Genomic DNA, 12,522 nt, shown 5'->3' with positions numbered 1-12,522 from the left:
TTCGAGCGCCGCGTTTTCTGGTAGTGGCCAACCTTGGCTGGCGCGCGTGGATCGATGCGCCCACCAGGGTGGGCGCCTACCGGTGTGGGCGTCAGCCCGCCGCCGGCACCGGCAGCGGATCCACATGCCCGCACTGGCTGCAGGTACGCAGCTCCAGGCTGGCGTGATAGCGCGCGAACACCTTGGGCAGGTCGGTCTCGATGTTCTGCAGCGGGAAGAACTCTTCGTGCAGCTTGTGGTTGCAGCGTTCGCAGTGCCAGATCACGCCGTCCTTCTCGTGCGGCAGGCGCTTGCGCTCGACCACCAGGCCGATGCCGCCGGGCGGGCGCCGCGGCGAGTGCGGCACCCTGGCCGGCAACAGGAAGATCTCGCCGGCGCGGATCGGGATGTCGCGCACCGCGCCGTCCTCCTGCACCTTCAGCACCATCTCGCCCTCGAGCTGGTAGAACCACTCCGGGCCTTCGTCGTAGTGATAGTCGGTGCGCGAATTCGGCCCGCCCACGACCATCACGATGAAGTCGCCGTTGTCGATCATCTTGTTGCCCACCGGCGGCTTCAGCAGGTGGCGGTTTTCTTCGATCCAGGCGTGCAGGTTGATCGGCGAGGCGAGCATGGTGGTGGTCCGTAGTGAGGTCAGTCGCGCCGGCCCTGGCGGGGCACGTAGGACAGTGCCTTTTCATAGGCTGGCTTCAGCTCTTCCGGTCCACCGACATCGATGCCCATTTCGCTGACCCGGCCGTTCTTCAGGCTGTAGACCCAGCCGTGCACCATCAGCTTCTGCCCGCGCGCCCAGGCGTCCTCGACGATGGTCGAACGGCACAGGTTGGCGACCTGCTCGATCACGTTCAGTTCGCACAGGCGCGCGTGCTTCAGCTCGTCATCCTCGATCGCATCGAGGATGCCCTGGTGCTTCTGCACCACGTCGCCGACATGCCGCAGCCAGTTGTCGGCCAGGCCGACGCGGGTATTGTGCAGGCAGGCGTGCACGCCGCCGCAGCCGTAGTGGCCGACGATCAGGATGTGCTTCACCTTCAACTGGTCCACCGCGTACTGCACCACGCTCAGGCAGTTCAGGTCGGTGTGCGCGACCACGTTGGCGACGTTGCGGTGCACGAACACTTCACCCGGGGCCATGCCGATGATCTGGTTGGCCGGCACCCGCGAGTCGGAGCAGCCGATCCACAGGTATTCCGGATGCTGCTGCTTGGACAGCTGCTGGAAGAACTCAGGGTCTTCCTTGGCGATGCGGTCGGCCCAGTCGCGGTTGTTCTGCAGCAGGCGGTGGATGTCTTTCATGTGCGGTATCCCTGGCGTCGGGTGGGGGCAAGGCGCGGCCGTTCTGGTCGCGCCGTCGCGGGAAGCTGGGGTGATCAGCCGCTGGAGGCGGACTGTTCACGGTGCCAGCGCATCCACTGCGCCAGCTCATGGGAGGACGGGGAGGCGAGCGCGTCCAGTGCGGCGATCACGGCCTGCTGGTTGGCGTCGGGATGGTTCTGGCTGAGTTTCAGCTTCAGCTGCACGTGTTCCACCTGGAAGCGGAAGCCGACGATGGCGCGCAGCTCCGGGCCGTGTTCGGCGCGCGCGGGATCGAACTGCCAGGCCTGGCCGACGCTGGCTTCGAAGCGGTCGCTGAGCGCGCCGACCAGTTCGGCCAGCGCATCAGCGTCGTCGAAGGTCTGCAGCTGGCCACGCAGCTCGGCAGCGGCGTAGTTCCAGGTGGGTACCCGCGCGGCGGGCTCCTTGTCCGGATACCAGCTGGCCGATACATAGCCGTGTGGGCCATCGACCAGTACCTTGGCCGCGCCGCTGTGGCGCGACTGCGGGTTGGCGCGGGCCCAGTGGCCGCGCAGTTCGATCTGGTCGCCGTCACGCCGGTACAGCACCGGCATCCGGGTCAGCTCCGGCAGGCCATCGCTGCCGGGGGTGAGCACGGTGACAAACGGGTCGCGCGCCAGCAGGCGGTCCAGCCAGAGCAGGTCGGTCTCGGCGAAGGCGCGCGGGGTGAACATGCAGGGCTCAGGCGCGCCCGCCCAGCGACTGGACCATGCGGCCACGCAGACCCTCGTCGCTGTCGGCCTGCGGCGGCTGCACTTCGTGCAGGCTGAAGCCGCGCACCAGTGCGTCCTCCTCGTCCAGGCCGTCGTACTCGACGAACTCGGCGTCGAACAATTGCGAACGGGCGGTGTCTTCGCTGTCGTAGCTCAGCGTGTTGCCATCGCTGTCGAGCACTTCGGCGGTGCCGGCCGGGCGAACGCGCAGGCGCGCCCAGATCAGGGTGTTGCCGAGGCTGGCCAGCCACCAGCTGTCGCGCGAGGCGGTGATGTCATTCATGGGTGTGTTACCAGAGCGAGGCCAGCCAGAGCAGGGCGGCCATGCCCAGTCCGGCCAGCAGGGTCAGCAGCGATACCCAGGCCGGTGTCGCCAGCCCGGACAGCGAGCGGTCCGGTTGCTGCCGATAGTCGCGGCGCAGCAGCCAGGCCAGGGCATCGGGCTTGAGGAAGGCGCCGCTGCCGAAGCGCGCGGCGAGCGCCGGATGGCGGTCGCGCACGTGCACCAGGGTCAGCGGCCAGAAGATCACGAAGGCACTGAACCCGGCCACTGCAACGCCGACGAAACAGAGGGCGAAGAACAGGGTCATGGGGGCAGTACCTCCGTGGTCGTATGGGTCTTAGAAGTCCGCGCTGCCCGGCGCGCGCGGGTAGGGGATCGCATCGCGGATGTTGGACAGCCCGCAGACGTACACCACCAAGCGCTCGAAGCCCAGGCCGAAGCCGGCGTGCGGCACCGAGCCATAGCGGCGGAAATCGCGGTACCAGCTGTAGTGCTCGCGATCCAGGCCGAACTGGGCCATGCGCGCGTCCAGCACGTCCAGGCGCTCTTCGCGCTGGCTGCCGCCGATGATCTCGCCGATGCCCGGGGCCAGCACGTCCATCGCGGCAACGGTCTTGCCGTCGTCGTTCAGGCGCATGTAGAAGGCCTTGATGTGCTCCGGATAGTTGGTCACCACCACCGGGCGGCCGACGTGTTCCTCGGTCAGCCAGCGCTCGTGCTCGGTCTGCAGGTCCAGGCCCCATTCGACCGGGAAGTCGAACTTCCTGCCGGACTTCTGCAGCAGGCTGACCGCGTCGGTGTAGTCGATGCGCTCGAACGGTGCGTTGATGAAGTCTTCCAGCTTGGTGATCGCGTTCTTGTCCACGCGCTCGGCGATGAAGGCCAGGTCGTCGCTGCGCTCGTTCAGCACCGCACGGAACAGGTACTTCAGGAACTCTTCGGCCAGGCGTGCGTCTTCGGCCAGGTCGGCGAAGGCGATTTCCGGCTCGATCATCCAGAACTCCGCCAGGTGGCGGGTGGTGTGGCTGTTCTCGGCGCGGAAGGTCGGGCCGAAGGTGTAGACCTTGCTCAGCGCCAGGCAGTAGGCCTCGACGTTCAGCTGGCCGGACACGGTCAGGAAGGTTTCCTTGCCGAAGAAGTCGCGGCTGAAATCGATCGCGCCCTTCTCATCGCGCGGCAGGTTCACCATGTCCAGGGTGGACACGCGGAACATCTGGCCGGCGCCTTCGGCGTCGGAGGTGGTGATGATCGGGGTGCTGATCCAGTTGAAGCCGTTCTCGTGGAAGAAACGGTGCACGGCCTGGGCCAGGCAGTTGCGGATGCGGGTGACCGCGCCGAACAGGTTGGTGCGCGGGCGCAGGTGCGCCACTTCGCGCAGGAACTCCGGCGACATCGGCTTGGGCTGGATCGGGTAGGTGAGCGGGTCTTCGACCCAGCCGACCACTTCCACTGCACTGGCCTGGATCTCGAACGACTGGCCCTTGCCCTGCGACTTCACCAGGGTGCCGGTGGCGATGACCGAGCAGCCGCTGGTCAGGCGCTTGATCTCGTCGAAGTTGGCCAGGCTGTCGCCGGCCACGACCTGGATCGGGGCGAAGCAGGAGCCGTCGCTCACATTCACGAAGGCCAGATTCGCTGAACCGCGCACCGTGCGCACCCATCCGCGTACCGTGACTTCGCCGCCTTCCGGGATCTTCCCGGCAAGCGCATGTTCAACGCTGACCACCGTCATGACTTGAATCCTCTGCTGATCGACTCGATCTGTGAACACGGGAGTTTACCGGTTGCAGCGTTCTGCTTGCGAGGCATTTTTCGCGGCAACGGCTCCTTATAATGTCCCCGTACCTCTGGAGTAGCCCCATGGCCGTCAGCCTGACCACCATTGCCTTCGAGCGCGTGCAGCGCTTTGTCGCCCAGACCCCCGGTGCGCTGGGCCTGCGTTTCGGCGTGACCAAGACCGGTTGCTCCGGTTGGGGCCACATCACCGACCTGGCACGCGACGAGCGCGAGGGCGATACCGTGTTCGAGCAGGACGGCGTGAAGATCTATGTCGACGCCAAGAGCCTGGCGCTGGTGGACGGCACCGTGATCGACTTCGGCAAGCACGGCCTGAGCGAGACCTTCACGTTCAGCAACCCCAATGCCACCGCCGAGTGTGGCTGCGGCGAGAGCTTCACCACCGACGCCGACAAGGCCTGACGGCCCGGCGCGTCCCGGTAGCTGCCGACCTTGGTCGGCACGCGGGGCTCGGCAGGGACCCCGCGGATGGAACGACCGGCTTTTACCTATCATCCCAACGCCTACGCCCTCTCCTTCGAAGAGGTCGACGGAATCTGTGACTGCTGCGGCCAGCCGCGCACACTGCGCTACCGCGGGCCGTTCTACACCCGTCTGCGTCCGGATTACCTTTGCCCCTGGTGTATCGCCGACGGCAGGGCGGCGGCCAGCTACGAGGGTGAATTCACCGGCTGGAGTGATATCGAAGGGGTCTCGCCAGGCCCGGCCGACCCGCCGCCGAGCATCGCTCTTGAGCTGCTGCTGGAGATCTGCGAGCGCACGCCGGGCTACCCGTCCTGGCAGCAATCGGTCTGGCTGAGCCATTGTGAACGGCCCTGCGCCTTCCTCGGTTTCGCCGGCAGCGACGATCTGCTGCCCATCCTCGACCAGGTCCGGCCCGATGTGGCGGAGGTCAATCCGCGCGACGCCGACTGGGTGCTGGCGCACCTGAGCCGGGACGGGATGATGGTCGGCTGCCTGTTCCAGTGCCTGGAATGCGGCCAGCATCGCCTTCACGTCGACCTGGGGTGAATCCAGGCGGATTCTTGGGCTGTGCGGGGCTCCGGTAGCGGCCAGCCTGGGTCGGCATGGGGGCTGCGCCCCCGGTTCAGGTTGCCCTGTGACCCGCCGGTTGCCCGGCACCCCCATCTGCGCCATAATGCGCGGCTTCCTGCCTCCCGGCGGGAATCCTTGCCCCACCGCGGTCTCAACGGCGGGGGGCTGTCCGGCCGCAAGGCCACATCCGAAAGGTAGAAAAAAACATGAGTCGTCATTACGAAATCGTGTTCATGGTCCACCCGGACCAGAGCGAGCAGGTCCCGGCCATGATCGAGCGCTACAAGTCGCTGGTCGAGAACGGCAACGGCACCATCCACCGTCTGGAAGACTGGGGCCGCCGCCAGCTGGCGTACCCGATCCAGAACCTGGTGAAGGCCCACTACGTGCTGATGAACATCGAAGCCGACCAGGCCGTTCTGAACGAACTGACCGAGAGCTTCCGCTTCAACGACGCCGTGCTGCGCAACCTGGTCATCAAGCGTGACGAGGCTGACACCGAGCAGTCGCTGATCATGAAGAGCAAGGACGAGAAGGGTGACAAGCCGGAGCGCGGTGAGCGCCGTCGTCGTGACGACGAAGAAGGCGAGTCCAACAACACCGCTGACAACGAAGCCGGCGACGACGCCGCTTCCGCCGCCTAAGGAGCCTTCCCATGTCCAAGTTCTTCCGTCGCCGCAAGTTCTGCAAGTTCACTGCTGAAGGTGTGAAGGAGATCGACTACAAGGATCTCAACACCCTGCGCCAGTACCTGACCGAGAACGGCAAGATCGTGCCGAGCCGCGTCACCGGTACCAAGTCGAAGTACCAGCGCCAGCTGGCGACCGCCGTCAAGCGCGCTCGCTTCCTGGCCCTGATCCCGTACACCGACAACCACGACGTCTGATGCCGGCGGGGCGGCCCGGCGCCGCCCCCGCTGTGCCAGCTATTCGGACAGCCTTTGTTGCGGGGCATCGCCTCGCTAACGAATAACTTATCTGGAGCAATACCATGCAGCTGATCCTCCTGCAGAAAGTCACCAACCTCGGCAACCTGGGCGACCTGGTCGACGTGAAGCCGGGCTACGGCCGTAACTTCCTCGTGCCGCAGGGCAAGGCCGTGCCGGCCACCGAGAGCAACAAGGCCGAGTTCGAAGCCAAGCGCGCCGAATACGAAGCCAAGGCCCAGGCCATCCACGCCGACGCTGAAGGCCGCAAGGCCAAGCTGGAAGGCGCGAGCGTGACCATCGCCGCCAACGCTTCGACCGAAGGCAAGCTGTACGGCTCGGTTGGCCCGCGCGACATCGCCGAGGCCTTCACCGCCGCCGGCCTGCCGCTGGAAAAGAGCGAAGTCATCCTGGGCGAAGGCGCCTTCCGCAACATCGGCGAATACGACGTGCTGGTCCACCTGCACGCCGACGTCGAGACCACCGTCAAGGTCGTCGTCGTCGCCGAAGCCTGATCCCACGCCGCAAGGCTTGGCATCACCGCAGAACGGGCGCCCGCAAGGGTGCCCGTTTTGTTTTTGGCGCCGTTCCGCGGTGTCGGGCCAGGTCCGTCCGACGGGGTGGGGGTGGGCAATGTTCCACGCCCATTCGTAGAACACGTCCACATCGGTATACTCAGGGCGTCACACCCGTTCCACGGGCATCGATCCCAACAGGATCAATGGCTTGGAGGGTAAACGCAGGCCGCTTGCCGGCCCCAGTCCGGAACCCCTATGCGTCTTTCCACGATCAAGCTGTCCGGCTTCAAGTCGTTCGTCGATCCGACCACCCTGCACCTGCCGACCAACATGACCGGCGTGGTGGGGCCCAATGGCTGCGGCAAGTCGAACATCATCGACGCCGTGCGCTGGGTCATGGGCGAGAGTTCGGCCAGCCGCCTGCGTGGCGACTCGCTGACCGACGTGATCTTCTCCGGATCCAATGCCCGCAAGCCGGTGTCGCAGGCCACGGTCGAGCTGATCTTCGACAACTCCGACCACACGATTTCCGGCGAGTACGCCTCGTTCAACGAAATCTCGGTCAAGCGCACGGTCAGCCGCGACGGCACCAGCAACTATTACCTCAACGGCACCAAGTGCCGTCGCCGCGACATCACCGACCTGTTCCTCGGCACCGGCCTGGGCCCGCGCAGCTACTCGATCATCGAGCAGGGCATGATCAGCCAGATCATCGAGGCGCGCCCGGAAGACCTGCGCGTGTACCTGGAAGAGGCAGCCGGCATCTCCAAGTACAAGGAGCGTCGCAAGGAGACCGAGACCCGCATCCGCCACACCCGTGAGAATCTGGACCGGCTGGGTGACCTGCGCGACGAGATCAGCAAGCAGCTCGAACACCTCAAGCGCCAGGCCAAGCAGGCCGAGCAGTACCAGGCCCTGCAGGAAGAGCGCCGGATCAAGGATGCCGAGTGGAAGGCGCTGGAATTCCGTGGCCTCGATGGGCGCCTGTCGAAGCTGCGCGAAGGCCTGTCGCAGGAAGAGACCAAGCTGCAGCAGCTGATCGCCGATCAGCGCGACGCAGAGGCCCGCATCGAAACCTCGCGAGTGCGTCGCGAAGAGGCCGCCGATGCGCTCAACACCGCGCAGGCGGCGGTCTATCAGGTCGGCAGCACGCTGGCCCGCCTGGAGCAGCAGATCCAGCACCAGCGCGAGCTGTCGCAGCGCCTGCACAAGGCGCGCGACGAAACCCAGCAGGCCCTGGCCGAGCTGGGGCAGCACATCAGTGGCGACGAGGCCAAGCTGAGGGTGCTGCGGGAGGCGGTAGAGGCCGCGACCCCGCAGCTGGAAGAACTGCAGGAAGAAAACGAGATAAAGCAGGAAAGCCTGCGCGAGGCTGAAGACCGGCTGTCCAGCTGGCAGCAGCGTTGGGAACAGCACACCTCGCAGAGTTCGGAAGCCTCGCGCGCCGGCGACGTCGAGCGCACGCGCGTGGACTACCTGGACAAACAGATCCTCGATGCCGACCGGCGTCGTGAAGCCCTGGCCGCCGAGCGCGCCGGGCTGGACGTGGATGCGCTGGAAGAAGCCTTCGAGCAGCTGCACCTGCGGCACGACACGCAGAAGACCGCGCTGGATGAACTGAGCGAAGACGTCGAGCTGCGCAAGCAGGGCGTGGCGGCGGTGCAGGAACAGCAGCGCAATGGCCAGAACGAACTGGCCGAACTGCGCAAGCAGGCCAATGGCCTGCGCGGTCGCCTGGCTTCGCTGGAAACCCTGCAGCAGGCCGCGCTGGGCCAGGAGCAGGGTGCTGCCGTGGCCTGGCTGAAGGCGCGTGGGCTGGACTCGGCGGCGCGTGTCGGCGAACGCCTGGATGTCGATGCCGGTTGGGAAAACGCGGTGGAAAGCGCGCTCGGCCAGTTGATCGAAGGCGTGCTGGTCGATGACCCGGCCAGCCTGGTCGACGCGCTGGGCGAACTGGGCGAGGGCCACATTGCGCTGGTCGCCAACGATGGCGCGGACCTGAAGGTCGCGCCGACCTCGCTGGCTGCACGCGTGCGTGGCCCGGCAGCGATCCGGCGCCTGCTGGCGCACCTGCACGGTGCCAGGGATCTGTCCGAGGCCAAGGTGCTGCAGGCCAGCCTTCCGGAAGGCGATTCGATCATCACCCAGAGTGGCGAGCGCCTGGGCCAGGGCTGGCTGCGCGTATCGCGCTCCGGTGCCGCCGCGCAGGGCGCGCTGCTGCGCGAACGTGAGATCCAGGAGCTGCGTGAGCAGATCGAGCAGCTGCAGGACCGCGAGGCCGAACTGGAAGAACAGCTGGCCGGCTTCCGAGAGCAGCTGCAGGCTGCCGAACAGCAGCGCGAAGATGCGCAGCGTGCGCTGTACCAGGCCCATCGCGCGGTGTCCGAACTGGCCGGCCAGCTGCAGGGCCAGCAGGGCAAGGTGGAGGCAGCGCGCACGCGCATCGATCGCATCGAAGGCGAGCTGAAGCAGCTGCAGGAAACCATTGAAGCCAACAACGAACAAGCGCGTGAAGCGCGCTCGCGGTTGGAGAACGCGGTCAGCAGCATGGGCGACCTGGAATCGACCCGGCAGCGGCTGGAGGGCGAGCGCCGCCAGTTGACCGAGGCGCGCGACCTGGCTCGCGACGCCGCCCGCGCGGTACGCGAGCGCGCGCACTCGCTGGCCCTGACCCTGGAATCGCAGCGTGCGCAGCTGGCCTCGTTGAGCCAGGCGCTGGAGCGCATGGGCACCCAGCGCGGGCAGCTGGATTCGCGCCTGGGCGAGCTGCATTCGCAGCTGGACGAAGGTGATTCGCCGGTCGAAGCGCTGCAGGCCGAGCACCAGAATGCGCTGGAAGAGCGCGTTCGGGCCGATCGCGTGCTGACCGAGGCGCGCACGCTGCTGGACGGCATCGACGCCGAGCTGCGCAACTACGAACAGACCCGCCACCAGCGCGACGAACAGGCATTGGCCCAGCGTGAGCGCATTTCGCAGCGCAAGCTTGACCAGCAGGCGCTGGTGCTCAGCGCGGATACCCTGCAGGCGGCGGTGGAAAAGGCCGGTTTCGTGCTGCAGGACGTGCTCAATGCACTGCCCGAGGACGCCCGCCTGGGCGACTGGGAGCAGGCCGTGCACCAGATCGATGGCCGCATGCGCCGGCTGGAGCCGGTCAACCTGGCCGCGATCCACGAGTATGGCGAGGCCTCGCAGCGCTCGGACTACCTGGATTCGCAGCACGCCGACCTCACCACAGCGCTGGAAACCCTGGAAGATGCCATCCGCAAGATCGACCGCGAGACCCGCGGCCGCTTCAAGGACACTTTCGACCGTGTCAATGCCGGCGTGCAGGCGCTCTACCCGCGCCTGTTCGGTGGCGGCCACGCCTACCTGGAATTGACCGGTGAAGACCTGCTGGACACCGGCGTGACCATCATGGCGCGCCCACCGGGCAAGCGCGTGTCCAGCATCTCGCTGCTGTCCGGCGGCGAAAAGGCGATGACCGCAGTTGCGCTGGTGTTCGCCATCTTCCAGTTGAATCCGGCACCGTTCTGCCTGCTGGACGAGGTGGACGCACCGCTGGATGAAGCCAACGTCGGTCGCCTGGCCAACATGGTCAAGGAAATGAGCGAGAAGGTGCAGTTCCTGTTCGTCAGCCACAACAAGGCGACGATGGAAGCTGCGCACCAGCTGTCGGGCGTGACCATGCGCGAACCGGGCGTCAGCCGCCTGGTCAGCGTGGACCTGGAAGAAGCCGCACGATTGGCGGGCGCGGCCTGACGTGCCATCCTAATTACCTGAATGAACTAGCCGGAGAACCTATCGAATGTCCGACACGGCACTGTTGCGCATCGGCATCCTGGCCGCCGGCCTGCTGTTGATCGCTGCGATCTTCCTGTTTGGCCGTCCGAAGAAGAAGCCCCAGGGGCGTCGCGTGGAAAGCGCGGAACCGACCGGCGGCGAGCGTCGCGAGCCGGTGCTGGGCGATGATGGCGTCACTGTGGCCGATGGCCGCGTAGAGCCGGGCATGGGCTCGGAAGGCGAGCAGGCCGAGCTTGGCCTGGCCGACACCGACGCCGGCGCGGCCAGCGACCTTGGCAAGCGCGCCACCCAGGACTTCGACAAGATCGTGTCGCTGTTCGTGGCCGCTCGCGCCGGCGAACAGCTGCGTGGTGAAGACATCGTGGTGGCGGCGGAGAAGACCGGCCTGGTGTTCGGCCACATGAACGTGTTCCACCGCCTGGTGGAAGGCCACCCCGAGCGCGGCCCGATCTTCTCGATGGCCAGCATCATGAAGCCGGGCAGCTTCGACATGGCCAACATCCGCGCCATGGAGACCCCGGCCATCGCCTTCTTCCTGACCCTGCCGGCGCCGCTGACCGCGCTGGATGCCTGGGAGAAGATGCTGCCCACCGTGCAGCGCATGGCCGAGCTGCTCGACGGCGTGGTGCTGGACGACAGCCGCAACGCTCTCGGCCGGCAGCGCATCGCGCACATCCGTGACGAACTGCGTGCCTATGATCGCCAGCACCAGGCGCCGCCGCTGACCAAGACCCCGCGCTGGTGAGCGCCATGGTGTGCCGACCAACGGTCGGCACCCACCCCGACCAGCGGTCGGCACCCACAACAGTAGATCCACGCCATGCGTGGATGGGGCGAACCAAGGTTCGCCCCCACCAACAGGGTTAGGCCGGTACGCCGGCGACCTTGGCAAATGCCCTGCGGAACGCGGCCATTTCATCTTCGGTGCCGACGGTCACGCGCACGCGCTGCGGCCAGATCGGCCAGCTGCGGCCAATGATCACGCCGTTGTCTGCCATCGCCTTGGCAAAGGCGGCACCGTCGCGCTGCACATCCACCACGAAGCAGTTCGCTTCCGACGGCACGCAGCTGAAACCACGCTTGCCCAGCCACCCGATGGTGGCCTGCCGCACCTTGGCATTTTGCAGGCGCCGCTGCGCGATCAACTGAGGATCCTGCAGGCTGGCCAGTGCCGCGGCCAGTGCTGGCACGGGTAGCGGGTTGTCGCCCAGGCTGGCCAGTTCGCGCAGGCGGTCGGGATGCGCGGCCGCCACGCCCAGGCGCAGGCCGGCCATGCCATAAAGCTTGGAGAACGTGCGCAACACGATCAGGTCATCGCGCTGCGCCACCTGCGCGATCAGACTCGGCTGCTCGCTGTACTGCAGGTAGGCCTCGTCGACCAGTACGCGGGTGGACGCAGGCTTGTGGGCCAGCAGCCAGGCGAGCTCATCCGGCGGGCTGATCGAGCCGGTCGGGTTGTTCGGGTTGCACACATACAGCAGGCCGGTCGAGCGCGCGTGTGCGGCGGCCACCATCGCGCGCAGGTCATGTGCGCCATCGTTGCGCAGCGGCACCTTCTGCACGTATGCGCCGTGTGCGGCGGCGACCTCGCCCAGCGTCTCGAACGTCGGGTCGGCCACCACCAGTCCCGCCTGAGGGCCGGTCCACAGCACGGCGGCCCGGTTCAGCGGTTCGCTGGAGCCCGGATAGAGCCGCACGTGATCAGCCGGAATGCGGGCCTGTTCGATGAAGGCGTCGCGCACCTGTCCGGCCAGTGCGAAACGGTAGCGGCCGCAACCGGCGATGCTGTCGCGCGCGGCCTGCTGGGCAGCGGGCGAGGGGCCGTAGGGGCATTCGTTGAAATTCAGCAGCACCGCACCTTCGGCGGGGGCGGGGGCGACGGCTGTCGCGGGTTGGGCATGGCCGGGCCGCGGCAGCCCGCTGCCGGCGACGGCGAGGCCGGCTCCGGCCAGTTGCAGGAAGCGTCGACGGGAAGCAGGCAGGGTCACGGGCAGGATTCCGAAGGGCAGACCGTCGCACGCTAGCGCCGGCGAGGGTGGGCGGCAAGCTGCTTTTTGGGGCGTCGCGCCATGCAGATGTGCCAACCAAGGTTGGCACCTACCGGAACGAGGGAGA

The 12,522-nt window shown here is 66.9% G+C and carries 14 protein-coding genes; 7 read left to right on the top strand and 7 right to left on the bottom strand.

Features of this window, described 5'->3' with window-relative positions; genetic code table 11:
• Positions 1-91: 91 nt before the first annotated feature.
• The 6 genes from AC5P5R_RS06295 to asnS all read right to left on the bottom strand — a co-directional run bounded on the left by AC5P5R_RS06295 (position 92) and on the right by asnS (position 4,063).
• Positions 92-613 (bottom strand): 3-hydroxyanthranilate 3,4-dioxygenase, encoded by a 522-nt coding sequence (locus AC5P5R_RS06295; protein ID WP_005413911.1) that lies wholly within the window; start codon positions 611-613, stop codon positions 92-94.
• Between the two features lie 20 nt (positions 614-633).
• On the bottom strand, positions 634-1,296 hold the full coding sequence (gene can / locus AC5P5R_RS06290) for a carbonate dehydratase (RefSeq protein ID WP_005413910.1): 663 nt from the start codon (positions 1,294-1,296) through the stop codon (positions 634-636).
• Positions 1,297-1,370: 74 nt separating this feature from the next.
• Positions 1,371-2,009 (bottom strand): FMN-binding negative transcriptional regulator, encoded by a 639-nt coding sequence (locus tag AC5P5R_RS06285; protein ID WP_100438738.1) that lies wholly within the window; start codon positions 2,007-2,009, stop codon positions 1,371-1,373.
• Between the two features lie 7 nt (positions 2,010-2,016).
• Complete coding sequence (locus AC5P5R_RS06280; RefSeq protein ID WP_005410233.1) at positions 2,017-2,331, bottom strand: hypothetical protein; 315 nt, start codon at positions 2,329-2,331, stop codon at positions 2,017-2,019.
• Positions 2,332-2,338: 7 nt separating this feature from the next.
• A complete protein-coding gene (locus AC5P5R_RS06275; protein ID WP_005410232.1) occupies positions 2,339-2,638 on the bottom strand; it encodes a hypothetical protein in 300 nt (99 codons plus the stop codon).
• A 30-nt stretch (positions 2,639-2,668) separates the two neighbouring features.
• On the bottom strand, positions 2,669-4,063 hold the full coding sequence (gene asnS / locus AC5P5R_RS06270; RefSeq protein WP_005410231.1) for an asparagine--tRNA ligase: 1,395 nt from the start codon (positions 4,061-4,063) through the stop codon (positions 2,669-2,671).
• Positions 4,064-4,191: 128 nt separating this feature from the next.
• On the opposite strand from asnS, the gene AC5P5R_RS06265 reads away from it, so the two are divergent.
• From AC5P5R_RS06265 to zipA, 7 genes are all read left to right on the top strand, one after another.
• Positions 4,192-4,530, top strand: a complete 339-nt coding sequence (locus AC5P5R_RS06265) for a HesB/IscA family protein (protein WP_100438737.1) — start codon at positions 4,192-4,194, stop codon at positions 4,528-4,530.
• 66 nt (positions 4,531-4,596) lie between these two features.
• Positions 4,597-5,139: a CbrC family protein gene (locus AC5P5R_RS06260; protein ID WP_100438736.1), complete on the top strand. Its 543-nt coding sequence runs from the start codon at positions 4,597-4,599 to the stop codon at positions 5,137-5,139.
• Between the two features lie 230 nt (positions 5,140-5,369).
• The gene (rpsF, locus tag AC5P5R_RS06255; protein ID WP_005410228.1) at positions 5,370-5,807 is read left to right on the top strand and encodes a 30S ribosomal protein S6; all 438 of its coding nucleotides are present in this window, start codon (positions 5,370-5,372) and stop codon (positions 5,805-5,807) included.
• An 11-nt stretch (positions 5,808-5,818) separates the two neighbouring features.
• Positions 5,819-6,049 (top strand): 30S ribosomal protein S18, encoded by a 231-nt coding sequence (gene rpsR / locus AC5P5R_RS06250; RefSeq protein ID WP_002804494.1) that lies wholly within the window; start codon positions 5,819-5,821, stop codon positions 6,047-6,049.
• Between the two features lie 104 nt (positions 6,050-6,153).
• Positions 6,154-6,603, top strand: a complete 450-nt coding sequence (gene rplI / locus AC5P5R_RS06245) for a 50S ribosomal protein L9 (protein ID WP_005410227.1) — start codon at positions 6,154-6,156, stop codon at positions 6,601-6,603.
• A 258-nt stretch (positions 6,604-6,861) separates the two neighbouring features.
• Entirely contained in the window at positions 6,862-10,365 is a 3,504-nt protein-coding gene (smc, locus tag AC5P5R_RS06240) for a chromosome segregation protein SMC (protein WP_060380549.1), read from the top strand.
• 46 nt (positions 10,366-10,411) lie between these two features.
• Positions 10,412-11,152, top strand: a complete 741-nt coding sequence (gene zipA / locus AC5P5R_RS06235) for a cell division protein ZipA (RefSeq protein ID WP_005410225.1) — start codon at positions 10,412-10,414, stop codon at positions 11,150-11,152.
• A gap of 118 nt (positions 11,153-11,270) precedes the next feature.
• Here the strand turns inward: zipA and AC5P5R_RS06230 are convergent, their stop codons facing one another.
• On the bottom strand, positions 11,271-12,395 hold the full coding sequence (locus AC5P5R_RS06230) for a pyridoxal phosphate-dependent aminotransferase (protein WP_111723015.1): 1,125 nt from the start codon (positions 12,393-12,395) through the stop codon (positions 11,271-11,273).
• Positions 12,396-12,522: the final 127 nt, after the last annotated feature.

The sequence above is a fragment of the Stenotrophomonas sp. YJH_SMC_19 genome (assembly GCF_059367915.1).
This window is presented reverse-complemented; position numbering and strand designations above follow the sequence as displayed.

Coding starts and splice junctions, on each gene's coding strand:
- AC5P5R_RS06295 (WP_005413911.1), bottom strand. CDS start 613: ATGCTCGCCTCGCCGATCAACCTGCACGCCTGGATCGAAGAAAACCGC.
- can (WP_005413910.1), bottom strand. CDS start 1,296: ATGAAAGACATCCACCGCCTGCTGCAGAACAACCGCGACTGGGCCGAC.
- AC5P5R_RS06285 (WP_100438738.1), bottom strand. CDS start 2,009: ATGTTCACCCCGCGCGCCTTCGCCGAGACCGACCTGCTCTGGCTGGAC.
- AC5P5R_RS06280 (WP_005410233.1), bottom strand. CDS start 2,331: ATGAATGACATCACCGCCTCGCGCGACAGCTGGTGGCTGGCCAGCCTC.
- AC5P5R_RS06275 (WP_005410232.1), bottom strand. CDS start 2,638: ATGACCCTGTTCTTCGCCCTCTGTTTCGTCGGCGTTGCAGTGGCCGGG.
- asnS (WP_005410231.1), bottom strand. CDS start 4,063: ATGACGGTGGTCAGCGTTGAACATGCGCTTGCCGGGAAGATCCCGGAA.
- AC5P5R_RS06265 (WP_100438737.1), top strand. CDS start 4,192: ATGGCCGTCAGCCTGACCACCATTGCCTTCGAGCGCGTGCAGCGCTTT.
- AC5P5R_RS06260 (WP_100438736.1), top strand. CDS start 4,597: ATGGAACGACCGGCTTTTACCTATCATCCCAACGCCTACGCCCTCTCC.
- rpsF (WP_005410228.1), top strand. CDS start 5,370: ATGAGTCGTCATTACGAAATCGTGTTCATGGTCCACCCGGACCAGAGC.
- rpsR (WP_002804494.1), top strand. CDS start 5,819: ATGTCCAAGTTCTTCCGTCGCCGCAAGTTCTGCAAGTTCACTGCTGAA.
- rplI (WP_005410227.1), top strand. CDS start 6,154: ATGCAGCTGATCCTCCTGCAGAAAGTCACCAACCTCGGCAACCTGGGC.
- smc (WP_060380549.1), top strand. CDS start 6,862: ATGCGTCTTTCCACGATCAAGCTGTCCGGCTTCAAGTCGTTCGTCGAT.
- zipA (WP_005410225.1), top strand. CDS start 10,412: ATGTCCGACACGGCACTGTTGCGCATCGGCATCCTGGCCGCCGGCCTG.